The organism is Pseudomonas sp. A25(2017) (assembly GCF_002001065.1).
In the GTDB taxonomy this organism is placed as follows: domain Bacteria; phylum Pseudomonadota; class Gammaproteobacteria; order Pseudomonadales; family Pseudomonadaceae; genus Aquipseudomonas; species Aquipseudomonas kilonensis.
The window spans coordinates 284,964-306,792 of record NZ_MUOA01000046.1; the positions used below are offsets into that span (position 1 = coordinate 284,964).

20 protein-coding genes are annotated in these 21,829 nt (G+C 57.0%); 12 read left to right on the forward strand and 8 right to left on the reverse strand.

Annotated features, from left to right (window positions below):
- Nucleotides 1-73: 73 nt before the first annotated feature.
- A complete protein-coding gene (locus B0E42_RS08250) occupies nt 74-2,065 on the reverse strand; it encodes a sigma-54-dependent Fis family transcriptional regulator (RefSeq protein WP_053187412.1) in 1,992 nt (663 codons plus the stop codon).
- A gap of 194 nt (nt 2,066-2,259) precedes the next feature.
- On the opposite strand from B0E42_RS08250, the gene B0E42_RS08255 reads away from it, so the two are divergent.
- The 3 genes from B0E42_RS08255 to B0E42_RS08265 all read left to right on the forward strand — a co-directional run bounded on the left by B0E42_RS08255 (nt 2,260) and on the right by B0E42_RS08265 (nt 5,078).
- A complete protein-coding gene (locus B0E42_RS08255) occupies nt 2,260-3,282 on the forward strand; it encodes a Gfo/Idh/MocA family oxidoreductase (RefSeq protein ID WP_077506194.1) in 1,023 nt (340 codons plus the stop codon).
- On the forward strand, nt 3,279-4,070 hold the full coding sequence (locus B0E42_RS08260; protein WP_053178935.1) for a TIM barrel protein: 792 nt from the start codon (nt 3,279-3,281) through the stop codon (nt 4,068-4,070). The genes B0E42_RS08255 and B0E42_RS08260 overlap by 4 nt, the downstream gene beginning before the upstream one ends.
- An 81-nt stretch (nt 4,071-4,151) precedes the next feature.
- Complete coding sequence (locus B0E42_RS08265; RefSeq protein WP_077506195.1) at nt 4,152-5,078, forward strand: sugar ABC transporter substrate-binding protein; 927 nt, start codon at nt 4,152-4,154, stop codon at nt 5,076-5,078.
- Nucleotides 5,079-5,187: 109 nt separating this feature from the next.
- On the opposite strand, the gene B0E42_RS08270 is transcribed toward B0E42_RS08265, so the two are convergent.
- Nucleotides 5,188-6,063: a LysR family transcriptional regulator gene (locus tag B0E42_RS08270; RefSeq protein WP_053178931.1), complete on the reverse strand. Its 876-nt coding sequence runs from the start codon at nt 6,061-6,063 to the stop codon at nt 5,188-5,190.
- A 99-nt stretch (nt 6,064-6,162) separates the two neighbouring features.
- On the opposite strand from B0E42_RS08270, the gene B0E42_RS08275 reads away from it, so the two are divergent.
- Nucleotides 6,163-7,332, forward strand: coding sequence for a mandelate racemase/muconate lactonizing enzyme family protein (locus B0E42_RS08275; RefSeq protein WP_024618055.1), 1,170 nt, complete (start codon nt 6,163-6,165; stop codon nt 7,330-7,332).
- 101 nt (nt 7,333-7,433) lie between these two features.
- Nucleotides 7,434-8,741 (forward strand): C4-dicarboxylate transporter DctA, encoded by a 1,308-nt coding sequence (dctA, locus tag B0E42_RS08280; RefSeq protein ID WP_024618054.1) that lies wholly within the window; start codon nt 7,434-7,436, stop codon nt 8,739-8,741.
- A gap of 119 nt (nt 8,742-8,860) precedes the next feature.
- On the opposite strand, the gene B0E42_RS08285 is transcribed toward dctA, so the two are convergent.
- Nucleotides 8,861-9,442: a TetR/AcrR family transcriptional regulator gene (locus B0E42_RS08285; protein WP_053179362.1), complete on the reverse strand. Its 582-nt coding sequence runs from the start codon at nt 9,440-9,442 to the stop codon at nt 8,861-8,863.
- A 121-nt stretch (nt 9,443-9,563) separates the two neighbouring features.
- On the opposite strand from B0E42_RS08285, the gene B0E42_RS08290 reads away from it, so the two are divergent.
- From B0E42_RS08290 to B0E42_RS08300, 3 genes are all read left to right on the forward strand, one after another.
- Entirely contained in the window at nt 9,564-10,322 is a 759-nt protein-coding gene (locus B0E42_RS08290) for an SDR family oxidoreductase (protein WP_018605277.1), read from the forward strand.
- A gap of 144 nt (nt 10,323-10,466) precedes the next feature.
- On the forward strand, nt 10,467-10,910 hold the full coding sequence (locus B0E42_RS08295; protein ID WP_018605279.1) for a MarR family winged helix-turn-helix transcriptional regulator: 444 nt from the start codon (nt 10,467-10,469) through the stop codon (nt 10,908-10,910).
- Between the two features lie 32 nt (nt 10,911-10,942).
- Nucleotides 10,943-11,677 (forward strand): NADPH-dependent F420 reductase, encoded by a 735-nt coding sequence (locus tag B0E42_RS08300; RefSeq protein WP_077506196.1) that lies wholly within the window; start codon nt 10,943-10,945, stop codon nt 11,675-11,677.
- 33 nt (nt 11,678-11,710) lie between these two features.
- Here the strand turns inward: B0E42_RS08300 and B0E42_RS31055 are convergent, their stop codons facing one another.
- Entirely contained in the window at nt 11,711-11,854 is a 144-nt protein-coding gene (locus B0E42_RS31055; RefSeq protein WP_156331360.1) for a hypothetical protein, read from the reverse strand.
- Nucleotides 11,855-11,887: 33 nt separating this feature from the next.
- Nucleotides 11,888-12,217: a Luciferase-like, subgroup gene (locus B0E42_RS08305; protein ID WP_018605284.1), complete on the reverse strand. Its 330-nt coding sequence runs from the start codon at nt 12,215-12,217 to the stop codon at nt 11,888-11,890.
- A gap of 661 nt (nt 12,218-12,878) precedes the next feature.
- Here B0E42_RS08305 and B0E42_RS08310 point away from each other — a divergent pair.
- On the forward strand, nt 12,879-13,241 hold the full coding sequence (locus B0E42_RS08310; protein ID WP_018605286.1) for a glyoxalase superfamily protein: 363 nt from the start codon (nt 12,879-12,881) through the stop codon (nt 13,239-13,241).
- A 37-nt stretch (nt 13,242-13,278) separates the two neighbouring features.
- On the opposite strand, the gene B0E42_RS08315 is transcribed toward B0E42_RS08310, so the two are convergent.
- Both B0E42_RS08315 and B0E42_RS08320 read right to left on the reverse strand, forming a co-directional pair.
- Complete coding sequence (locus B0E42_RS08315; protein WP_053178921.1) at nt 13,279-13,890, reverse strand: class I SAM-dependent methyltransferase; 612 nt, start codon at nt 13,888-13,890, stop codon at nt 13,279-13,281.
- A gap of 33 nt (nt 13,891-13,923) precedes the next feature.
- Nucleotides 13,924-14,838, reverse strand: coding sequence for a DMT family transporter (locus tag B0E42_RS08320; protein WP_168188499.1), 915 nt, complete (start codon nt 14,836-14,838; stop codon nt 13,924-13,926).
- A gap of 901 nt (nt 14,839-15,739) precedes the next feature.
- On the opposite strand from B0E42_RS08320, the gene B0E42_RS08325 reads away from it, so the two are divergent.
- Both B0E42_RS08325 and B0E42_RS08330 read left to right on the forward strand, forming a co-directional pair.
- Complete coding sequence (locus B0E42_RS08325; RefSeq protein ID WP_077506197.1) at nt 15,740-16,180, forward strand: hypothetical protein; 441 nt, start codon at nt 15,740-15,742, stop codon at nt 16,178-16,180.
- Nucleotides 16,181-16,211: 31 nt separating this feature from the next.
- Nucleotides 16,212-19,142, forward strand: a complete 2,931-nt coding sequence (locus B0E42_RS08330) for a DUF4132 domain-containing protein (RefSeq protein ID WP_077506198.1) — start codon at nt 16,212-16,214, stop codon at nt 19,140-19,142.
- A 20-nt stretch (nt 19,143-19,162) separates the two neighbouring features.
- Here the strand turns inward: B0E42_RS08330 and B0E42_RS08335 are convergent, their stop codons facing one another.
- Complete coding sequence (locus B0E42_RS08335; RefSeq protein ID WP_038855938.1) at nt 19,163-20,077, reverse strand: LysR substrate-binding domain-containing protein; 915 nt, start codon at nt 20,075-20,077, stop codon at nt 19,163-19,165.
- 186 nt (nt 20,078-20,263) lie between these two features.
- Here B0E42_RS08335 and B0E42_RS08340 point away from each other — a divergent pair, with 186 nt between their 5' ends.
- The gene (locus B0E42_RS08340; protein ID WP_077506199.1) at nt 20,264-21,784 is read left to right on the forward strand and encodes an ABC transporter substrate-binding protein; all 1,521 of its coding nucleotides are present in this window, start codon (nt 20,264-20,266) and stop codon (nt 21,782-21,784) included.
- Nucleotides 21,785-21,829 lie beyond the last annotated feature (45 nt).

The window sequence follows — 21,829 nt, forward strand, 5'->3', positions numbered from 1 at the left end:
ATCGCGCACGCTCTATACCAGCAGCCCAGCTAGGGATCGTGGCAATTATCAGAGCATTTACGACAGCATCCCGCTAGGAACGGAATGCCTCAACCTTGAGTCCAAACCGGCTCATTTTGTTGTACAACCCGCCACGCGACACATTCAGCCGTTGAGCAGCCAGGCGGATGTTTCCGCGCGTGTCTTTGAGGGCGGCGATGATGGCATTCATCTCATGGGTACCAAGATCCGGCGCCATCCGCGGCTCAGGGGCACTTCCCCATGTCGATGAGCGCCCTCGCTGCCTGATATCCAGGGCAAGATCGCTCGGTTCGATCAGCTCGGTCATCGCCAGGTTGGTCGCCCGCTCAATGACATTTTCCAGCTCACGGACATTGCCTGGCCAGTGATAAGCGCCAAGCATATCCAGGGCCGCGGGCGAAAGGTCCTGCATCGACTTGCGCAGCGACCGGGCACATCGCGCGAGAAAATGCCGCGCCAGCAACGGCACATCTTCGCGACGCATCCGCAGTGGCGGCACCGTCAGGTTCAGCACGTTGAGCCGGTAGTAAAGGTCCTCACGAAAGGCGCCCTCGGCCACTGCCTGGCTCAGGTTGCGGTGGGTGGCGGCGATGATGCGCACGTTGACCCGCAGCGATTTTTTCGCCCCCACCCGTGTCACCTCGCCTTCCTGCAGGACACGCAGCAGGCTGACCTGTGCATCGAAGGACATGTCACCGATTTCATCGAGGAAGATCGTCCCGCCATCGGCCAACTCGAACTTGCCTGCCGACCCACCGCGCGCCGACCCGGTGAAAGCGCCTTCGACGTGTCCAAACAGTTCGCTCTGCACCAGGTCACGGGGAATGGCGCCGCAATTGACCGCCACGAAAGGCCCGCCACAACGGTCGCTGCCATTATGGATGGCCTGGGCGAACAACTCCTTGCCAGTGCCGCTCTCACCGAGGATCAGCGTGGTCGAATCACTGCGACTGGCAATCCGCGCCAGGTGCAGTGCATCCTCAATCGCCTGTGAGCGGCCGAGGATGGTTTCGAAGGTGTAGCTGGCCTGGGTGCCAATGATCCGCCGGGTGATTTCCCGGATGCGTCGGTTCTCGCGCAACGACACAATCCGCCCGCCTTGCTCCAGTGGGCAGACCGACACCAGGCAGGCCAGATGGCTGCGGTCGTGCAGCTCAAAGGTGCAGTCCAGGTCGCGCACGCCGTCCCCGCCCGCGAGCAGGACTGCATCGGTCAATTCGCTCTTGCCCAGGCTCTTGAACGGACTGCCGAGCAGGTCATGGCCGACGCGGAACAACTGTCGGGCGTAATGGTTGAGCGCCTTGATGCAGCCCTGCTCATCCAAAACCACCAAGCCCTCGTTGAGCACCTCAAGGACCGTTTGCTGCTCTTCCAGCAAGGCTTGCAGCGCCATCTGCCTCGAGACCGCCTCGGCCGCAGCCTGGACGGTGCCCAGCGTATGGAAATGAAACCAGCCGGGCTCTGCCGTCAAGGTCAACATGCCCAGCGTCCGGCCTTGGGCATCGCGGATCGGCGCAGCGGCGCAATGCATGCGGCGCTGGCGCAGGCCAAGCCCGAAGTTCTCTTCGGCCAGCACATACACCAAACGGTCTTCGACGATTGCCAGCCCGGTGCAATTGGTGCCCTGTACCGACTCCAGCAATCGACTGCCGATGGGTGTGAGGTCCAGGCCACAGAAATACAACGTCGTGCCTTCGGCATCGGTCAGGTTGATATGACCCCTGGGGTTATAGGCGAGCAAACCGCGCATGACTTGCGCCGCAGCGGCGATCAGCACCCGGTTGGCTGCCAGGGTCGCGGTCAGGTCGGCAGGCGCGACAAAACGGTACTCACCGTCTTCCGGATCGAGGCCGGCATCGACGCTGCGCAACCAGGACGCCCAAATCACTCGGCGGATCCCGACAGGCCGATCGATAGCCCCCTGCAAGCACGCTTGCCAGGCCTCATCCAGCGCAGTACCTGGCCCTTCGTTCAACGACGCAGGGCCCAGCGTGGTGAGGTAGTCACGGTCTTCGGCGCTCAACGCTGCAGGTTGCTGATTCATTATTCGGCCACATGTTCATATTTTCGACATGTCAGTATAGACATGTCATTCAAATGAACATCCTTTCCAATTCAAAAGAATTAAATTACTTAAATATCAATAAGTTAATTATTGGCACAGCGCTTGCTCCCTGCCTGGACAGACGAGGACATTCTTACCGCCGAGTCGTAAAAACAATAAAGGGAGTCATGTTCATGAGCACATCCAAAACCCTTCGCCTTGGCCTCATCGGCGCCGGCCGCATGGGCAGTTTTCACGGCCTGACCGCCGCCAGGTACATCCCCGGCGCGTGCCTTGCCGCCATCGCCGACCCTACCCCCGGCCAAGCCGCACGCTTGGCGGCAGAACTGGACGTGCAGAAGGTCTATACCGACCCACAGCAATTACTGGATGACCCGGACATCGACGCCGTGCTGATTGCCGCCCCGGCACGCAGCCATGCCGAACTGGTGATCAGTGCGGCCCGGGCCGGCAAAGGGGTGTTCTGTGAAAAACCGATGGCCATCACCCTGGACGAAGCCGACCGCGCCATCGCCGCCGCGGCCGATGCACGGGTGACGCTGCAAGTCGGCTTCAACCGTCGCTTTGCCAGAAGTTTCCGCACCGCTCACCTGGACGTGGTTGCTGGCCGGATCGGCACCCCACAACTGCTGCGTTCGCTGACCCGCGACCCGGCGCTGAACAACCCGGCCGCATCGCCACAATGGGTGATCTTCCTGGAAACGCTGATCCATGACTTCGATACCCTGCGCTACCTGAATCCAGGCGCCGAGGCGGTTGAGGTTTTTGTGATGGCCGATGCCCTGATCGCACCGGCCTACAAGGACAAAGGGTTTCTCGACACCGCGGTGGTCACGATCCGTTTCGATAACGGCGCCATCGCCACGGCCGAGGCCAATTTTCAAGCCGTGTATGGCTACGATGTCCGCGGCGAAGTGTTCGGCAGCGCTGGCATGCTGACCATGGGCAACGTCAACGACTCTGACTTGCTGCGGTACCTGGCCAATGGGGTCCAGGCCGACACCCAGCGCCTGGACACCGACCTGCTGCGTGATGCCTATGTGGCCGAGCTCAACCACTTCGTCAGTTGCGTGCGCAGCGGTGAAAAACCGCTGGCCAGCGGTGAAGATGCACGGGCGGCACTGGCCATCGCCCGCGCCTGTATCGAATCCTTCCAACAGGGCAAAACAGTGCGTGTGCAAGGAGCTCAGTCATGAGTTTCACACCGTTCAAACTGGCGATCAGTGCCGAGATGGTCTTTCTCGACCTGCCCTTCACCGAGCGGGTCAAACGCATCCATGCGCTGGGCTTCAGCGTCGAGATATGGAACTGGACGACCAAAGACATCCAGGCCCTTGTAGCGACCGGCGCGGATTTCACCTCCATGACCGGCTACATCTCGGGCAACCTGACCGATCCCGAGGGCATCCAACACCTGCTCGACAGCGCCCAGGAATCCTTGGCCGTCGCGGCTCAGTTGGGCTGCCCCAGCTTGAACCTGCATGGCACCGGCCTGGGTGACCTGGGCTTGCCGGTCAAACCCGTGACCCAGACCACCGGTCGCATGTGGTTGAACGCCTGCAAGACGCTGGAAAAAATCGCCCGCCTGGGCGAAGACGCAGGTCGGGTTTTCCTGCTGGAGAACCTCAACACCGAAGTCGACCACCCGGGCACGCCGTTCGCCCGTGCCGACGATACCCTGGCGCTGATCGAGGCCGTGGGCAGCCCGCACCTGAAGATGAACCTGGACCTCTATCACGCACAAATCGGCGAAGGCAACCTGATCGAGCTGATCCAGCGCGCCGGCAGCGCCATCGGCGAAATCCAGGTCGCCGACGTCCCGGGGCGCATGGAGCCCGGTACCGGTGAAATCCATTATCCCGCCATTGCCAGGGCCTTGTTCGGCATGGGATACAGCGGTGTCGTCGGCCTCGAAGGCTGGGCCAGCGGTGACAGCGAGGTCGCGCTTGAACGTTTCAGGCAGGCCTTCACGCTTGATGGATAAAGCCCGCGCCGAATTCAACACGTGCGGCAGATTTTCATCTCTTGATGACGTACAACCCATAACAACAAAAGGAAAACCATCATGCGTCGTTGCACACTGCTTTTCGCCACCCTGCTCTTGTTCTTCAGCCAATGGGCCGCCGCCGACTATCGCATCGGCGTCAGCATCGCCAGGGTCGACGACAACTTCATGACCTACGTGCGTAACGGCCTGGACGAGGCCGCGAAAAAGGAAAACGTGCAGATTCAGTTCGAGGACGCCCAAGGCGATGTGGTGCGCCAACTCAACCAGGTCCAGGGCTTTATCAACCAGCAAGTCGATGCGGTCATTGTCCTGCCGGTGGACACCTCCGCCACGGCCAATATCACCCGCGCCGCGGTCGAAGCGAAGACGCCGCTGGTCTACGTCAACCGCCACCCGGACGAGCGCACCTTGCCCAAAGGCGTGGTCACGGTCGCGTCCAACGACATCGAGGCCGGACAGCTGCAAATGCGCTACCTGGCCGAAAAGCTCGGCGGCAAGGGCAACCTCGCGATCATCATGGGCGACCTGGCGCAAAACGCCACCCACGACCGCACCGAAGGCGTCAAACAGGTGCTCAAGGATTATCCGGGGATCAAGATTGTCGAGCAGCAAAGCGCCGAGTGGCAGCGCAACAAAGGGATGGACCTGACCAGTAACTGGCTATTGGCGGGCAGTCGTTTCGACGCCATCGTCGCCAACAACGACGAAATGGCCATCGGTGCGGCCATGGCCTTGCAACAGGCCGGCAAAGCCAAGGGTGAGATCGCGATTGTCGGCATCGACGGTTTGCCTGACGGCCTGGCGGCGATCAAGCGTGGGATGCTGGTCGCCTCGGTGTTCCAGGACCCCAAGGCCCAGGCGACCAGCGCGGTACAGGCCGCGCTCAAGATGATCAAGGGAGAGCCGGTGGAAACGGACGTCTGGGTGCCCTTTCAGTTGATCAAGCCTGAGCAATTGGCGGTGTTTGAACAACATTACAAGTAGCGACACGCTCGACACTTCGCCGCGGTCCCGGCAAGGGATCAGCGGCGATTTGCACACTCAAATTCTATTTTTATTGAGCAACGCAGCGCGTTACATGAAACGCGCCGGGTCACTGCCCCACCCGAGCCCAGAACGCTTCGGCCGATTGACTGAGTGGCGCTGTTGGACGGGTCAGATGAATTTCCAGCGGTATGTCCCAGCTTTCGTCGAGCGCCCTGACTAGGCGCCCATCCAGCATTTCCTGCTCGGTGAGGCTCTTGGGCAGCCAGGCCACGCCTTTGCTTTCCAAAGCCATGGACATCAGCACCGCGGCAAGGTGGCTGCTGAAAAGTGGCTTGAGGTGCAGGTAATCTTCTTTGCCACGCAGCCTGTGGGCGACGATACGCCCCAGTCCAGACTCATGGGTGTAAGCCAGGTAGGGCAATGCCGCAGGCGAGGTACCGAAGTTGGCAGAAGCACTCGCCAGAGGAACAAGAACGTCTTCACCCACCTTTTTGCCGATGAACTGATCTGGGGCGAGCAAAGGTGGAACATCGGGATGGCGATGGCAGAGCAGAAACTGAACCTGGCCATGTATCAGCATCTGCTCACAGACAGCCATGCTATCGGAGTGCAGTTGCACAGCCTCAATGGGCGCACCGCTCTCCGAGCTTCGAAGCCACCGGGGAAAAAATGTAAACGACAGGGAATGCGTTGCCGCAAATTGAAGCGACCTGGCAGCCATTCCAGCGACCTCTTGCGCCTCGTTGCGCATTCTGTACAAGCGCCTGGCAGCCTCCTGGGCACTGGGCAAAATTTGCCTTCCGGCTTCAGTCAGCGTCGCGCCTTGAGGCGTTCGAACGAACAATTGCACCCCCATCCAGCTCTCCAGCGAGCGCACTCTGCGACTGAATGCCGGCTGGGTAACGTGCCGCGCTTCAGCCGCCCGAACGAAGCTGCCGTACTCCGCAAGCGCTGAAAAATCCTCAAGCCAAACGAGTTCCAAGGGCCATGCCTCCTGTGCATAGGGTGCGGCATTAATAGCATTGGGCGGGTGACATCGCAAAGCCTAACGTGGGGCCACAAACAACAAGAGGACCCCGCCATGCGTATCGTAGACATTCGTGAAAAAACTGTTTCCATTGCCTCCCCGATTGCTAACGCCTACATCGATTTTTCGAAAATGACGTGCTCGGTTGTCGCTGTCATCACTGATGTGATTCGCGACGGAAAGCCTGTCATCGGCTACGGCTTCAACTCCAATGGACGCTATGGCCAGGGCGCATTGATGCGTGATCGTTTCCTGGCGCGCATTACGGAAGCGGATCCAGACACGCTCATCGACCATGCCAACAACAACCTGGACCCGTTCGCCATCTGGAAAACCTTGATGACCAACGAAAAGCCAGGCGGCCATGGCGAGCGCTCGGTTGCGGTGGGCACCATCGACATGGCCGTATGGGACGCCGTCGCCAAGATTGAAGGCAAACCGCTGTATCGCCTGCTGGCCGACCGTTACCGTAACGGCGTGGCCGATGACAAGGTCTGGGTCTATGCAGCGGGCGGCTACTACTACCCAGGCAAAGACCAGACCAAGCTCAAGGCGGAAATGCAGAGCTATCTGGATCGTGGCTACGACGTCGTCAAGATGAAGATCGGTGCGGTGCCGCTGGACGAAGATATCCGTCGCATCGAAGCGGTGCTTGAAGTGGTTGGCGATGGTCGTCGGCTAGCCGTCGATGCCAACGGTCGTTTCGATCTGCAGACCGGTATTGCGTACGCCGAGGCCATCAAGCCGTACAACCTCTTCTGGTACGAAGAGGTCGGCGATCCACTGGATTACGCACTCCAGGCCGAGCTCGCCAATCACTATGAACTGCCCATGGCCACCGGGGAAAACCTGTTCTCCCACCAGGACGCCCGCAACCTGCTGCGCCACGGCGGCATGCGCCCCGATCGCGACTATCTCCAGTTCGACTGCGCGCTGTCCTACGGGCTCGTGGAGTACATGCGCACCCTCAAGGTGATGGAAGAAATGGGTTGGTCTTCCCGTCGCGTAGTTCCGCATGGTGGTCACCAGATGTCCCTGAACATCGCAGCAGGTCTGCACCTTGGCGGTAACGAATCGTACCCCGATGTGTTCCAGCCTTTCGGTGGCTTCGCTGACGGGATCCAGGTGGAAAACGGCTATGTCGGCCTGCCGGATATTCCAGGTGTCGGCTTCGAAGCCAAATCCGCTTTGTATGCCGTCATGCGTGAGTTGGGCGAAGGCTGATCACCCTCGATCTGCGGTCTCTGTCAAAGAGGCCGCAGCACCCGGTGTCCCCTCTCGACGCCAAGCCACAGCCCATCACAAAAATAAAATGAGGTGCTCCCGTGGAAATCTCCAAGTCCCGCTGGTACAGCCAGCTGTATGTGCAAGTGCTGATCGGCATCGTGATCGGTGCAGCAATCGGTTACTTCGTGCCTGATATCGGTGCCAAGCTCCAACCTTTTGCCGATGGTTTCATCAAACTGATCAAAATGCTGTTGGCGCCGATTATTTTCGGTACGGTCGTCGTCGGTATCGCCAAGATGGGCAGTATCAAGGAGGTCGGACGGATTGGCGTAAAAGCGCTGATCTACTTCGAGATTCTTTCCACCATCGCCCTGGTCGTCGGCCTTATCGTGGTCAACATCGTCAAGCCTGGCGTCGGTATGAACATCAACGCTAGCGCGCTGGATGGCGGTGCCATCAGCAAATACAGCCAAGTTGCCAGTGAGCAAGGTGGCGCCATTGAGTTCTTTCTCAATATCATCCCGCAAACCTTCATCGGCGCCTTCTCCAATGGCGTCATGCTCCAGGTCATCCTGCTTTCGGTCTTGATGGGTGTTGCCCTGGTTCAAATGGGCGAAACCAGCAAGCCGCTGATCAACACCCTTGATCTGTTCCTGCAAGGCCTGTTCAAGATCGTTGCAATGGTCATGCGCCTGGCGCCACTTGGTGCCGGTGCCGGCATGGCGTTCACGATCGGCAAATACGGAATCGGTACCTTGCTGTCGCTCGGCCAGTTGCTGGTCGCGCTCTACCTCACGACCTTGATTTTCATCGTGGTCGTGCTGGGTGCGGTTGCTCGCTGGTCGGGCATGCCGCTGATGCAGTTTCTGCGTTATTTCAAAGATGAAATTCTCATCACCCTTGGCACCTGCTCAACCGAAGCCGTGCTGCCGCGAATGATGGTGAAGCTTGAAAAGCTTGGCTGCAAAAAATCCGTCGTGGGCATGGTGTTGCCAACCGGGTACACCTTCAATGCGGACGGCACCTGCATCTATCTCACCATGGCCGCGATCTTTATCGCCCAGGCGACCAATACGCCACTGACTTTTGTGGATCAGATGATTCTGCTGGGCGTATTCCTGCTGACCTCAAAAGGCTCGGCTGGCGTGGCGGGCGCGGGCTTCGTAACGCTGGCTGCCACGCTGACAACCATTCACTCCATCCCCCTGGTTGGCCTGGTGTTGCTCTTGGGCATCGACCGGTTCCTGAACGAAGCGCGGGCGGTGACCAACTTGATCGGTAATGGCATTGGCACCATCGCCATTGCCAAGTGGGACAACTCGTTCGATGTCGAGGCCTGCGAGCGTGAAATCGCCGCCATGAAAAACGAAAAGGCAGCAAGAAAGGCATTGCTGGCGCAAAAGTAATCCGCAAAGCGCCCCGGTCATGCCGCTTCGAATACGGCATGATCGGCCGTGGTGCAGCAGCAGTAATCTTGCGCTTTCGTTTGATAGACGATCTTGATAGTCGCTCTACTTCCCTGCGGTCACTCAGTGCTGGACGGTTCTTTCTTCAGGCTTTCGGGGCTGCCAGCGCATAGACCATCCATGACCAGGTTCATCAATCTGGCGAGACGTGAGCGCCATTCGCCCTGGGAATCTATTTGCCATATTCCGGCAGTGGCTAGAAAAAAGTCGTCGTGGGTCACCCCGCTGCGAATCGTTCCGGCCTTTTCATTTGCCCTCAAAAGCAACTCGGCGGCTGCCTGGACGGGGGCGTATCCCGACTTCCCTGGGAACTCGTAAGTAGAGGCTGCTTGCCGAATCGCGGTCGCAAGTCCGGACTTTGTCATTGCATATTCAACGAGGCAATCCATCCATTCTCGCAGGGCCTCCTTAGGTGGTTTTGTAGCGAGCAGCTGTTCGGCCAGCGAGGCCACTTGCTGCATTTCGAATTGATAAACCTCGAAGACCAGCGCCTCTCTGTTGGCGAAATGGCGATAGAACGTGCCCTGCCCCACGCCGGCTTTCTTCGCAATTGCGCTCAGCGGGACCGCAGGATCGAGTGTCAGCTCCGTCACAGCGACCTTCAGAATTCGTTCTCGGTTTTTCTTGGCGTCAGAACGCATCGCCAATTCGTCATTCCTGGGCAAAGTTTTTCCCTTCGCTGCATTGCAAAGCGGACAGTTGTCCGGTAATTTTTCAATAAGTGGACAGTTGTCCGCTTGAATACCCTTACCGGAGTTTACTATGAACAGCACTGGCAACACGATCCTGGTTACCGGCAGCACCTCAGGCATCGGCCTTGGTCTGGCGCTCAGGCTTCACAAGGCGGGAAACAACGTCATCATCGCGGGACGGCGCAAGGCTCTGCTCGACAAGATTGTGTCGGAACATCCAGGTCTTGAATCGGTATTGCTGGACGTCTGCGATCCACAATCCATCCAGCGCACCAGCGAAGCGCTTGCGATCAGCCACCCGAATCTGAACGTGCTCATAAATAACGCGGGCATCATGCACTGGGAGGATCTGACTGATCCGCAAAACCTAAGCACCGCCGAAGATATCGTGACCACGAACTTGCTGGGCACGATTCGCATGGTGTACGCATTCACTCCCCAACTGATCAAGCAACCCAGTGCAACGATCATCAATGTCAGTTCGGCGTTGGCATTCGTCCCGCTGCCTGCAACACCGACCTACAGCGCAACCAAAGCGGCCGTCCATTCATTCACTCAAAGTCTTCGCGTGCAGTTGGAGGACTCGTCAGTCGAGGTTATCGAGCTTGCGCCACCGGGTGTGCGCACCACTTTGCTTGGGCAGGAAAATGACGAACACGCCATGCCTTTGGACGAGTTCTTGAACGAAATCTTCGAGCTACTCGAGATTACCCCGACCCCACGGGAACTTGTCGTCGAACGCGCCAAACCATTGCGGCTTGCTGAAGCGAACGGTGCGCATGATGAGATATTGAACATGCTTGCGGGATACAAAGCACCGGCAGAATGAGGTTAACCGTGTCAGTGGTACCTGCCTTGATGGGCCACCGCTTGTTTGAATAGCGCCTGAAGGAGATTCTTACCCCGTGTGGTTGAAGCGTTGAGACATGTGCGCTACTTTATGTAGCGCACTAGATAATAGCTGACTAGACAAATGACAAAACAAGGTGATTTCCAGAAACGCGAGGTAGGCCAGCAATTGTCTTTTGCTCTCTACGGCGCAGCAAACCGAATGGCGCGGCTGCATAAGCCGCTTTTGGAGCCATTTGGCCTGACATTCTCCCAGTACCTTGTGATGCTCGAGCTTTTCACTGCACAGCCTCGCGCAGTGGGAGATCTCGGTACAAAGCTCGGCATGGACACCGGAACCATCACGCCGCTTTTGAAGAGGCTGGAGTTGCTTGGCGTTGTGACTCGAACGCGTGACCGAGCCGATGAACGTCGCGTGCTCATCGCGCTCACTCACGCAGGCGAGGCACTTCGGCATGAGCTTTGGGGAATTACTGAAAAGATTGAATCCGCCTGTCAGCTGACGCCTGAAGAATTGCTGGATCTTCGCGACACGCTTAATTCATTCGCACACCCAGCCAAGCGGTAACTGAATAGTGTTTTATGCGAGGAGGTATTGGAATGAAAATCGGAATTATCGGCGCAGGCAACATCGGGGCTACCCTTGCCCGTAAGCTAGCAGCGTGCGGCCATGAAGTTAAACTGGCCAACTCGAAGGGCCCGCAGAGCATTCAGAACCTTGCCAACGAAATCGGTGTACAGGCGGTGGCCAAGAAAGAGGCGGTGTCCGAGGTGGACGTTGTTATCCTCTCGATTCCCTTCGCCAAATACCCTGATCTCAAGCAGACGTTGAGCCATGTTCCCGAGAAAGTCGTCGTCATTGATACGTCCAATTACTATCCGGGACGTGACGGGGCAATCAAGGAAGTTGACGACGGCAAACCCGAAAGCGTCTGGGTAAGCGAGCAAATTGGCCGCCCGGTCATTAAGGCATGGAACGCCCTCCTCGCAGCGACACTTGCCGACAAAGGCCAACCCGCCGGGTCCTCAACACGCATCGCCTTGCCGGTCGCTGGGGATGACATCAAGGCTGAGGCAATTGCGCAGGATCTTGTCGAGGATACCGGCTTCACCGCGCTTGCCGCTGGCAGCCTTGAGAGCTCCTGGCATCAGCAACCAGGCACGCCTGCGTACTGCACAGAACTAACACTACCGGAGCTGAAATCAGCCTTATGCGCGGCTGATAAATTGAGAGCGCCTCAAAACCGGGACGCACTTCTGGCCCAGTTCATGGCCCCCGGCAGTCAGTTCACTCATGAGCAAATTGTTGCCACCAATCGTGCAATGACAGCCTGACGACCTGATCAGACATCACTCTTGCGCGCACCGCTAAAATACAAATGAAAAGCCGCGATGGGTCGCGCTGCGCTCATATTCCAGCAGACACTCATAGTCAGCCTCACTGGCCGGCAAGACTTCCTTGATAGCCAGCGCTCGAGCAACCTCAGGAAGCTGTTTCAACGCTTCGTTCATTGCGCTCCTGATTGAATCTGCGTCCGTCGCCGTTCAATGAATCGACGTGATGTAAGGCAGGCAGGGACTGCGCACACTTCGCGCCAGGATCTTCAGGCCTTTTATCTCGTCACTGTTGTCTCTTGCAAGATAGTCGTAGGTGACGCTGTCGATGGAAGCCAAAGGTTCATATTCCTTGCGGAAAACTCCTTTGGCTTGCAGCAAAGGCACCACGCCGCGCTTGAATACTTCGAAGTCCGTTGGCAAAAACGGAAACATGAGGTTGTAGCCATCGACGGCATTCGATTCGTATAACGCTGAAAGCTTATCGGCAAGGTGTTCCGCCGTTCCGATCAGTAGCCAGGTACTGGAGCTTTTGACCAACGCTCAGTTCGAATGCCATCAAACTCAGACTCCTCCGGCAACGCGGGCAACGGGCTGTCCGGTGAAAGTCCTGTCAAGTCGAGTCGGCGATTCAAATCCGCCCTGTACGCCAGGCCTTCTTCGATCGAATTGATGAAACAGCGACTCAGTCTGGCAGGACGCATGGGCACTCCGCCTTCACCATCGTCGCCGTCACCGTCGTGACAGGAGCCGTCGTCGTACAGGTGCTCGCCATTTTGTCGTTCTATCGGGGCGTATCCGCTCGCCCTTCAAGAAAACCGTTTTCTGACCTCCCCCTGGGCCAGGCAATGTACTGCCAAGTCACCACCCACCCTGGATTTAGTTCGAATGAAGTGAACCCCATGTATTTGACGAATGCCGCTGCTCGTTCGTTGGTGCAACTCTATGGCGAGATATTGGTTTCATAATCCATGGACTTATCACTGCGAGTGGAAAAGTTCATTCGAAGGTGTTTGCCGGGGCTTGACTGACAACGCAGATTTACTCAACGCGGGATTAAGAAGCGCTGATAACGAAAACCGTAGTTTTCGAGCTCACCGCTTAGACCATCATTAGGCACTGCCATTTCGCTCAACGTTACACTTGATCTAATACTTCAATTTAAGTAATCTCCGGAAAGGACAACATCAGGTACGCACGCATGGAACTTGCAACTGCCATACCGGTTTTCAAAATTTCCTCAGAGCGGCTCGCTCGAGAGCACTATGTAGATTGCCTAGGCTTTACAATAGACTGGATCTATCAGCAGCGAAACCACCCTGTGTATTTGCAAATCCGAAAAGACAAACTAGTTCTGCATCTCACCGAACACGAAGGTGATGCAGAGCCAGGCGCGGTAGTAATGGTTCATGTATCAGGTATTGATCAGTTTTATCTTGAGCTTCGCACCCGATTGCCGGCTGGAAAACTTGTCATTGTAAGTCATACCGAGGCATCGACCACACTGCAAATAGCCGACCCGTTTGGCAATCAACTTAGATTGACGGAAAACAAATTGAGCTAATAAAAAACGCTGCTATGAATAGCAGCGTTTTTTTGCTTCAGATTTTTCTAGAAACAAACAATGTGCGTTTATTATGAACTGTAGCCAACGGATATGTAACCTGTAGCACATTGAGAATTTTACTCACCCTCTCTATATGGGCTTGTATCCAAGAGTATCCTTCTATGCATTCAAAAATCAAGATCCCCTCTTCGCTGCAAAACTCACATGTCTTATCAAACAGGTCTGTAAAAGACTGATTGTCGGTCTGCGAATAACCAAATCCGATACCGGCCCATACGACGCAGGTGAAACTTTCCTCGAGAAACCTGACTGTACGAACATCACCAACGGTAAAGCGAGTTCGCTCAAAGTTGGAGTAATTTTTACGAGCGTCTAATATCGCATGCGTCGAAATATCGATTCCATGGTATGCCCTGTGGCGATTCAGAGAAGCTCTTAATCCTCCGGTGTAGCAACCTACGTCAAGTATTCGGTCGCAATCATACTCTTCGATAATTCCGGAAATTACAGAGTATCTTGCAGTCAGAGCAGTGTTTGACAGATACGCATAGGCGCCTTTCAAAAATGCTTCGTCCTGCCTTGCGGGATTAGCTGTCATCGATTCGCGCTCTTCTTCTGACAGCAGCGTTTTCTCTAAAGCGGTCATTGCCCTCTCCTTGGTCTCAAGCGGATAAAAGATTCAGACGCTTTCCGTCACTTGCCTTCCCTCTGCGCTGGGCACGGGGGCTGTACTCAACTGTGCACCGGAAAATTGAGCTATAAGAGTACCCGCCAATATCAGGACGCATCCTAAAACCTCCCTGGTCCCCAGAGTTTCTCCGAGGATGGCCCAGGCTGCGACTGCGGCGATCACGGACTCCGTGCTAAGAATGATCGCGCTATGTGCTGCCTTGATATGTCTTTGAGCCAGAATCTGCAAAGTAAAACCTACCGCGACTGACATCACGCTTCCATATAGCAACGGAATGTAGGCGTCTCGAACCATCTGGCCGGATATAGGCTCCACAAAAAGTGCAAGTACCAACGACATTAGTACGCATGTTCCTGACTGGATTATCGCAAGTTTAATCGGCGGCAGACTGTGACAGAAAGAAGAAAGAGCTATCACTTGCAACGCCCAAAAAATAGAACTGAGCAACGTAAGCAGATCGCCGGGGTTAACTTGCAATGCGCCATGGACACTCAGCAAATACAGACCAATCATCGCTAAAATCACACCAACCCAAAGTCCGGCGCCGTGGCGCTGCCCAGCAAACAGGCAAAGTAAAGGCACGAGCGCGACGTAGAGGCCAGTAATAAAGCCAGTATTGGCTACTGACGCATAGATTAAAGCCACCTGCTGAAGATTTATCCCACCAAAAAGGATTACACCCACAGCAATCCCTTTCATCCAATCCTTTGAGGTGAGCTTGGCGGTGTCTTTCTCAAAATAAAGCAAAGGCAGTATCAGAGTTGTTCCGATAGCAAAGCGTATGGCTGTAAACCAAAAAGGTCCAATTGCATCCATGCCAATTTTTTGAGGAACAAACGCACACCCCCAAATAATCGCAGCCCCCATGAGTAGAACGTTCGACGTAATTGCTTTGTTTTTCATAGTACCAACGTAGCAAGGCGTGCTGCGCTTTTCGAACATGAGCGGTCGCAGGAGCCATCATTAGCGCAGCCATTATTTGCCGCGCATAGTCAACACCCAGGTTCATGCGACCCGTGAAGGACAAGTACAAATATTCAGATAGCTATCACCCACTCCTAGCCCTTGGCGTGCTATAGCTGTCAGACTCAGTATGCATTGGATTCAAATCAACCGTCCCTGGGACTAAAGTCCTCATCCATAAAAGGCCTATGAACGACAATCAGCAGCCTAAGGCTACCGAAGAGCCGAGCTCCATATTGGATCCAATTTTTAACCTTTATTTTTCACGAGCACAAGCTCTTTTTGCCATCGAGAATGGTGATACATAAATTCGATGACAGTGAATGCTTATCGGCGTGAAACCTTTTATGTAACGGTTTGGTGACAACCTAAAGAATACTGTATGAACCATCAAATTGGCTGGTTGTATTTTTATAATGAAAATCAAGAGAAGCTGCTCATAAAGTTATATGGACAGCAGCCCCTCTACCGACATTTGGCACGGGCCCTTGGTAGCTTTCTTGAACGAGTTGCTTCATCTATTTCGTGAATCCTTGAATAGCTGCCGTAGTGCGGCAGTAACGCCCATCTTGCCGACTCCGCTCTCACCGCCTAAGCCCTGAACCTTTAAAGACACATTAAATAGACGTCTCGACCGGCACGCCTGCTCTGGATGTAGTCAGGCACTGTTGAGATCGCAGCCACAACACCGGAGCATGCGATGGATTCATGCCAACCATAATCGTTCACCTATCAGGCTTCTATTACTCCGCCCGAGCGCGCAGCGCGATGAAATTTATTGCAGACCCGGATATGCTAATGCGCCATCCCCCCGGCTGGCCTGGCTTGCAAGGAATGCGTCATGGAGTTAGTGGTTCATAGCTATTGCCTGAAAGGCGCACGCCAGGAGCCTTTGCTGCCCCCTGTCACCCTGACACCGAGTTCGTTGACCTTGACGGTCGCCGAGCTCATTCGCCTGACCGTTGCCGAGCAGATCGCCGCGCTGTCGGTCCAGCACTGGCTGGAACACGTGTCGCTGCGTGAAGTGCTCGACCGCCAATACCTGAGCGAGCGGGACGTTCTTCAGCAAGCCAGTGAAGGCGCGGTGGTCATGCCCCAAGCCAGCACACCTCCAGACCTGGATGTCGGCGTTGAAGTCGAGCGAGCCCTGAAGGGTTTTGAAGCCCGTGCGTTCCGCGTTCTGCACAACGGCGTCATGCTGCAAAGTCTCGATGAGACAATCGAATTGAGCCCCCCTTCCACGCTCGCGTTTATCCGCCTCGTGCCGCTGATTGGCGGTTGATCTTCGTCGTTCACTTCCCTCGGATACCCTCATGCAATCACGCCGCCCTGTGCCCGATCAAGCCACACGCCTCGCTGCGCTGCGAGCATTCTGTGATAGCGCGTTGGATGACTATCCCGAGCTCAGCCAGTATGACGAATTCGAGCCCGATTTCTGGGACGGCATCGACTGCCTGCGCATAGCCGATGACTGGGTCAGGCTGCATCCCCAGGAGGGGCCCAAAGCGCTGGCTGATGGTTTTGTGTTCCCGACCGTTTGGGACGATCTGGAGGACCGTCGCGATCAACAGCGCTATGGACTGCAACATCGACTCTGCGATGCGTGGATCACGGCTCACCCGGATGCCTATTCACTGGCGCAGATCTGCGCGCGACTGCAGCACATGCTGCAATTTGCTTTCGAGGACAGTGACTATCCATTGCCCACTGACGAAGATGGCCCGGCCTATTACCGAAGAAGCCCGGATCAGGCCTGGGCCTTCCCCGACGTCCCGGCGTGCATCAATCGCCTGAGCAATTACCCGCCCACCCCGGCCTTGCAGACCTTCGCCGAATGGTTGCTGGACGGCAGCTGGAACCGCGAGCAGCCCCCTTCAACGCCCGGTGACGAACAAAGGAAAATCGCCGACGCGTATATCTACGTGCACAAGGAAATCCAGCGCATCGCGCTGGGCCTGCTGGAAGCGGGCCGCCTCGACTACCCTCGCTTCGTCCGGGCAGCCAATACCTGGGGCCGCGCCATGATGTTCTATTGCGACGACACCGGGCTGGACAGCGATGATGTGGACCTGGATCGGTACGCCGAGGAAGCGTTCGACGAGGACGATTCAAACGACGAGGCCCCGGAAGACGAAGGCCTCGATGATGAGTCGTCCCAGAGCGATGAGCCCCCCACTGAAGAAGCTGCTGCGGTGCCCCCTGAACTGGTGAACTTCACCGTTCGTTATGTCGAGGACGCCCTGGCTGGATTGCCCGCTAACGCCGAGAAGCTGGCTGACACCTTCCGTTCGGTAGAGGTGTATCAGACCCGCTGGTTGTTGCAGGCCCTGGCGGTCGTCGAACGACTGGGCATGACGCCGGATAACTTTCTCGACGGATTCGGCTACACGGCCGCGGTGCTCGAGCGCTTCCTGTCGCTTCAGCAATTGCCCAGGAACCCATCGGCAGAGCTGCTCGCGGCGCTAACCGGTTTTTCCAGAAATAGCCTGCTGACCGCCCTGCCCTACGCCGGACAAGCCAGCCGAATGGTGCTCGACGCGCTCGGTTGGAGTGATCTGCAAGCCTTCCAGCGTGAATACCTGAACATTGCCCTGGCACCTCAATCCGGCTGGGGCACCGACCTGCCCAATACGCTGGATGAAACCGTGGGTGTGGTGGACCGCTACCTGCTGGACAAGGCACTGGCCGAGGCCGACCCCGACCACCTGCGCGAATACCTCGCGGCGCTCGAACCCTCGCACTGGGCGTTTCCCGAGACGCGTGTGCTGCTCGACGCCTACCAGGGCATCGGTCGACCGGCGCTGGAAAAGAAGTTGTCCCGCCACGCACAGCCGGCAATGCGCATCTATGGCCTGCTGCCCGTCACGGGGCCGGACGACGTACGCCAGCGCTATCTGACACTCAAGAAGCTGCACAAAGAGGTGCGCAAATACGGCGCTCAGCGACAGGCCAACTCCCACGCAGCGGTGCAGGCAGGCCTGGAAAACCTGGCGCGTGCCGCCGGTTACCCCTCGGCGATTCGCCTGGAATGGGCCATGGAATCGCAGATCGCCGAATCCGCGCTGACGGCTGCCACCATCGATGGCTATGACATCACGCTCATCATCGACGGCTTGTCGCCCACGCTGCACATCTGCAAAGCCGCAAAGACACTCAAGACCGCACCGCCGGCGGTGCGCAAAAACCCAGACTTCATTGCCCTCAAAACGCAGCAGACCCAGCTCAAGGAACAGATCGCCCGTTTCTGCCGCACCCTGGAAGCGATGATGAGCAGCGGCGAAACCCTGGCTCTGGACGACCTGAAGCCGCTGTTGAAAATGCCCGCGGTTCGCCTGCTGCTCGAACAGCTGATTGTGCAGGCCGACGACGCTGCGCTGGGCTGGCTCGATGCCGCAACACTGACGGTGACTGACCTGGAAGGCCGCCAACACATCGCTGAAAGGACTCTGCGTATCGCTCACCCTTTTCATCTGTTCACGGCCGGACAACTGTCGGCCTGGCAGAAAGAAGTGGTGACCCATCGCCGCGTGCAGCCGTTCAAACAGGCCTTTCGCGAGCTGTACCTGTTAACACCTGCTGAGCGAGACACCGGCCTGTGGTCCAACCGATTTGCCGGTCACCGCCTCAAAGGTAAAGTCGCCGCCCGGTTGCTGCAGGTCCGCAACTGGTCGACCTCAAGCGTCGAGGACATCTACTACGAGAGCAAAGAGCACGGCATATACGCCACGTTCAACTTTCTGGACACCGGCCATTACCTCTCGGAAACAGAACACTTTACCTTCGACACGATTGCGTTCTACCGCGACCAAAAAGCCCTACCCCTTGAGCAAGTACCACCGCTGCTGTTCTCGGAAATCATGCGCGACGCCGACCTGCTGGTCTCCGTGGCCCACACCGCAGACGACTACAGCACCAGCCAAGAAACCCTGCAACGACGCGCCGAACTGGTCGGTGAGTTGGTTCAGGGGCTAGGGTTGCAAAACGTTAAATGTGAAGGGCATTTTCTGCACATTACCGGCCAGCGTGCGAACTACCGCATTCACCTGGGCAGCGCGGCCATCCATATCGAACCTGGCAACTACCTGTGCATCGTGCCCGCAGGCAGCAGCTCCACGGAGTTCTACCTGCCGTTCGCCGACACCGACAGAAAAATGGCCGAGGTGCTGAGCAAGATGTTTCTGCTGCTGGACGACATGAACATCACCGACAGCCTGATACTGGAGCAGATACAGCGCGGCGGCTGATGTTCAAAAATTCACCCGACTCAGCGCTTCGCTTTCGCCAGATCCGCAATCAGAAAATCCCTGAAGGCACACACCGCTGCCGGTAGATTGCGCCCCGCCATGCTTTGCAGTTCGATGCGGCGTGCCTGCATGCCTTCGTCAAGGATCGGCACGCATTGCAGGACCCCGTCCGCCACCTGCTTTTGCAAGGTCATTTCGCTGGCCAGGCTGATAACGCCTTCTTCGCGAACGAAGCTATAGAGCGCGGCAACGTAGTTGGTGGTCAACACCGGGTCGAACAACAACCCCTGTACACCGCAACAGATGTCGAATAGCTGCCGTATCGTGGTGTCGGCCTTGGGTAACGCAATGGGCCAGGGCTGCAGCTCAGCGAGGCTGACCGCTTCACGCCCGGCCAAGGGATGGGAATTGGCGACCACGGCAAAAATCGCCCCGCTCAGGACATGTTCGACCTTGATTTCCTTTTGCGGCGTCAGGCTGAAGGTCATCGCCAGATCGGCTTCGCCGGAACGCACCTTCTCGGTCGCTTCGGCCGGCGCACAGACCTCCAAGGTGAAATGAATGCCCTGATACTCACGCCTGAATGCGCTGATGCTCCTGGGCATGTACTCCAGTGCAAACCCTTCCGAGCAGGCAACGTGCACATGGCCCCGCTGCAAGCCATGCAGCTCGGTAATCTCCAGCACCACCTGCTCGGCCTCAAGCTGCGACTTGCGCGCATAAGCCGCCAGCCGCGCCCCCGCCTCGCTGAGCACCATGCCTCGGGCGCGACGCTCAAACAGACTGGCATCCAGGGCCAACTCAAGCTTGGCAATTTGTCGGCTCACTGCTGATGCGGCGACATTCAAGCGCACGGAGGCTTCGCTGATCGATCCGCATCGCGCGACTTCCAGAAAATAACGCAGTGCCGTGGACTGCACACCATACAGCTGCATCGGCGCCCCCAAGAATTGCCTTTTCGGCAATGCAAGTATCGAAATTTTATTCTTGTGGCATTGATAGCCTTTCCCTACATTCGTGTCCAGACCAAAAAAACATGACCTGACCTTCTCATCCTCCTTCTACGCATTTGCGATTCGCTGCCCTTTGATTCAACCACTCTCGCCAACGGAGACGACGGCATGGGCATCAAAGGTTTCGCCTGCAGTATTGCGCTGATGGGCTTCATCAGCAGTTTTCCGGCGCATGCCGGTAAAGCCAACGACACCCTGGTTTACGCTTCCGACAGCGAGCCTGAAAACATCAGCCCCTATCACAACGATTTGCGCGAAGGGGTGATTCTCGGCCGGCTGATCTGGGACAACCTGATCTACCGCGACCCCACCAGCGGCGAATACAAACCCATGTTGGCCACTAGCTGGAAGCAGGTCGACGACACCACCCTCGACTTTGAGCTGCGCAAAGGCGTCAAATTTCACAACGGCGACACGTTCACCGCCGACGACGTGGTGTTCACCCTCAACTACGTGGTGTCGCCCGAAGCGAAAGTCGTTACCGTGCAAAACGTAGACTGGATCAAGAGCGCCGAAAAAACCGGTGACTACAGCGTCCGCCTGCATTTGAAAAAACCTTTCCCTCCGGCACTGGAATACCTGTCCAACGCCGTTCCGATGTTCCCCAAGCAGTACTTCGAGAAGGTCGGCCTGGCTGAATTCAGCCGCAAACCAGTGGGTACCGGGCCGTATAAAGCCGTGTCGGTGGTGGCTGGCGAAGGCGTGACCATGGAGATCAACAAGGACTACTTTCCGGACAGCCCACAAGGCAAGCCGCATATCGGCCATCTCAAGTTCCGGGTGATTCCGGATGCAGAAACCCGCCTGGCCGAGTTGATGACCGAGGGTGTCGACTGGACGTGGCGTGTAACCCCGGACCAGGCAGTCGACCTTAAAGGTATGCCGAACCTGACCGTGACCAGCGGCGAAACCATGCGCATTGGCTTCCTGATTCTTGATGCGCGAGGCACCTCCACGGAAAACTCGCCGATGAAGCAGCTCAAGGTGCGTCAGGCCATCAACCATGCGATCAACCGCAACGCGCTGGCCACGCAATTGGTGGGCGGCGAAGCCAAGCCCTTGCAGGTGGCCTGTTATCCAGGCCAGTTCGGCTGTGATACCACCGCGGCCACGGTCTACAACTACGACCCGGCCAAGGCCAAGGCGCTGCTCGCCGAAGCCGGTTACCCCAATGGCTTCGAGACAGAAATCTTCGCTTATCGCGACCGTGATTACGTCGAAGCCATCATTGGCAACCTGCGGGCCGTGGGCATCAACGCCAAGCTGCGCTACTTGAAGTACGCCGCCCTGCGCGATCAGCAACGTGGCGGCAAGGTGCCGATGTCGTTTCAGGCCTGGGGCTCGTTCTCGATCCTCGACACCTCGGCGTCGGCGGGCACCTGGTTCAAGGGCAATCCGGACGACAACATCAAGGATCCGCAAGTCCAGGGCTGGTTGCAGACCGCTGACAACGCCCTCGACCCGCAATTGCGCAAGGACAACTACCGCAAGGCGTTGCAGCGCATCAGCGAACAGGCGTACTGGGCGCCGCTGTTCAACTACTCGATGAACTACGCCTACACCTCCGAGCTGGCGTTCACGTCGTACCCGGATGAGCTGCCGCGTTTCGTTCAGTCCAGCTGGAAGTAATCCGCCACCGAGCGGATTGATCGAGAGGTGCCGTGGCTGCGGACT

What these genes read in the sequence shown, in the direction of transcription:
- B0E42_RS08250 (WP_053187412.1), bottom strand. Translation starts at nt 2,065, where the DNA reads ATGAATCAGCAACCTGCAGCGTTGAGCGCCGAAGACCGTGACTACCTC.
- B0E42_RS08255 (WP_077506194.1), top strand. Translation starts at nt 2,260, where the DNA reads ATGAGCACATCCAAAACCCTTCGCCTTGGCCTCATCGGCGCCGGCCGC.
- B0E42_RS08260 (WP_053178935.1), top strand. Translation starts at nt 3,279, where the DNA reads ATGAGTTTCACACCGTTCAAACTGGCGATCAGTGCCGAGATGGTCTTT.
- B0E42_RS08265 (WP_077506195.1), top strand. Translation starts at nt 4,152, where the DNA reads ATGCGTCGTTGCACACTGCTTTTCGCCACCCTGCTCTTGTTCTTCAGC.
- B0E42_RS08275 (WP_024618055.1), top strand. Translation starts at nt 6,163, where the DNA reads ATGCGTATCGTAGACATTCGTGAAAAAACTGTTTCCATTGCCTCCCCG.
- B0E42_RS08285 (WP_053179362.1), bottom strand. Translation starts at nt 9,442, where the DNA reads ATGCGTTCTGACGCCAAGAAAAACCGAGAACGAATTCTGAAGGTCGCT.
- B0E42_RS08290 (WP_018605277.1), top strand. Translation starts at nt 9,564, where the DNA reads ATGAACAGCACTGGCAACACGATCCTGGTTACCGGCAGCACCTCAGGC.
- B0E42_RS08295 (WP_018605279.1), top strand. Translation starts at nt 10,467, where the DNA reads ATGACAAAACAAGGTGATTTCCAGAAACGCGAGGTAGGCCAGCAATTG.
- B0E42_RS08300 (WP_077506196.1), top strand. Translation starts at nt 10,943, where the DNA reads ATGAAAATCGGAATTATCGGCGCAGGCAACATCGGGGCTACCCTTGCC.
- B0E42_RS31055 (WP_156331360.1), bottom strand. Translation starts at nt 11,854, where the DNA reads ATGAACGAAGCGTTGAAACAGCTTCCTGAGGTTGCTCGAGCGCTGGCT.
- B0E42_RS08310 (WP_018605286.1), top strand. Translation starts at nt 12,879, where the DNA reads ATGGAACTTGCAACTGCCATACCGGTTTTCAAAATTTCCTCAGAGCGG.
- B0E42_RS08315 (WP_053178921.1), bottom strand. Translation starts at nt 13,890, where the DNA reads ATGACCGCTTTAGAGAAAACGCTGCTGTCAGAAGAAGAGCGCGAATCG.
- B0E42_RS08320 (WP_168188499.1), bottom strand. Translation starts at nt 14,838, where the DNA reads ATGAAAAACAAAGCAATTACGTCGAACGTTCTACTCATGGGGGCTGCG.
- B0E42_RS08325 (WP_077506197.1), top strand. Translation starts at nt 15,740, where the DNA reads ATGGAGTTAGTGGTTCATAGCTATTGCCTGAAAGGCGCACGCCAGGAG.
- B0E42_RS08330 (WP_077506198.1), top strand. Translation starts at nt 16,212, where the DNA reads ATGCAATCACGCCGCCCTGTGCCCGATCAAGCCACACGCCTCGCTGCG.
- B0E42_RS08335 (WP_038855938.1), bottom strand. Translation starts at nt 20,077, where the DNA reads ATGCAGCTGTATGGTGTGCAGTCCACGGCACTGCGTTATTTTCTGGAA.
- B0E42_RS08340 (WP_077506199.1), top strand. Translation starts at nt 20,264, where the DNA reads ATGGGCATCAAAGGTTTCGCCTGCAGTATTGCGCTGATGGGCTTCATC.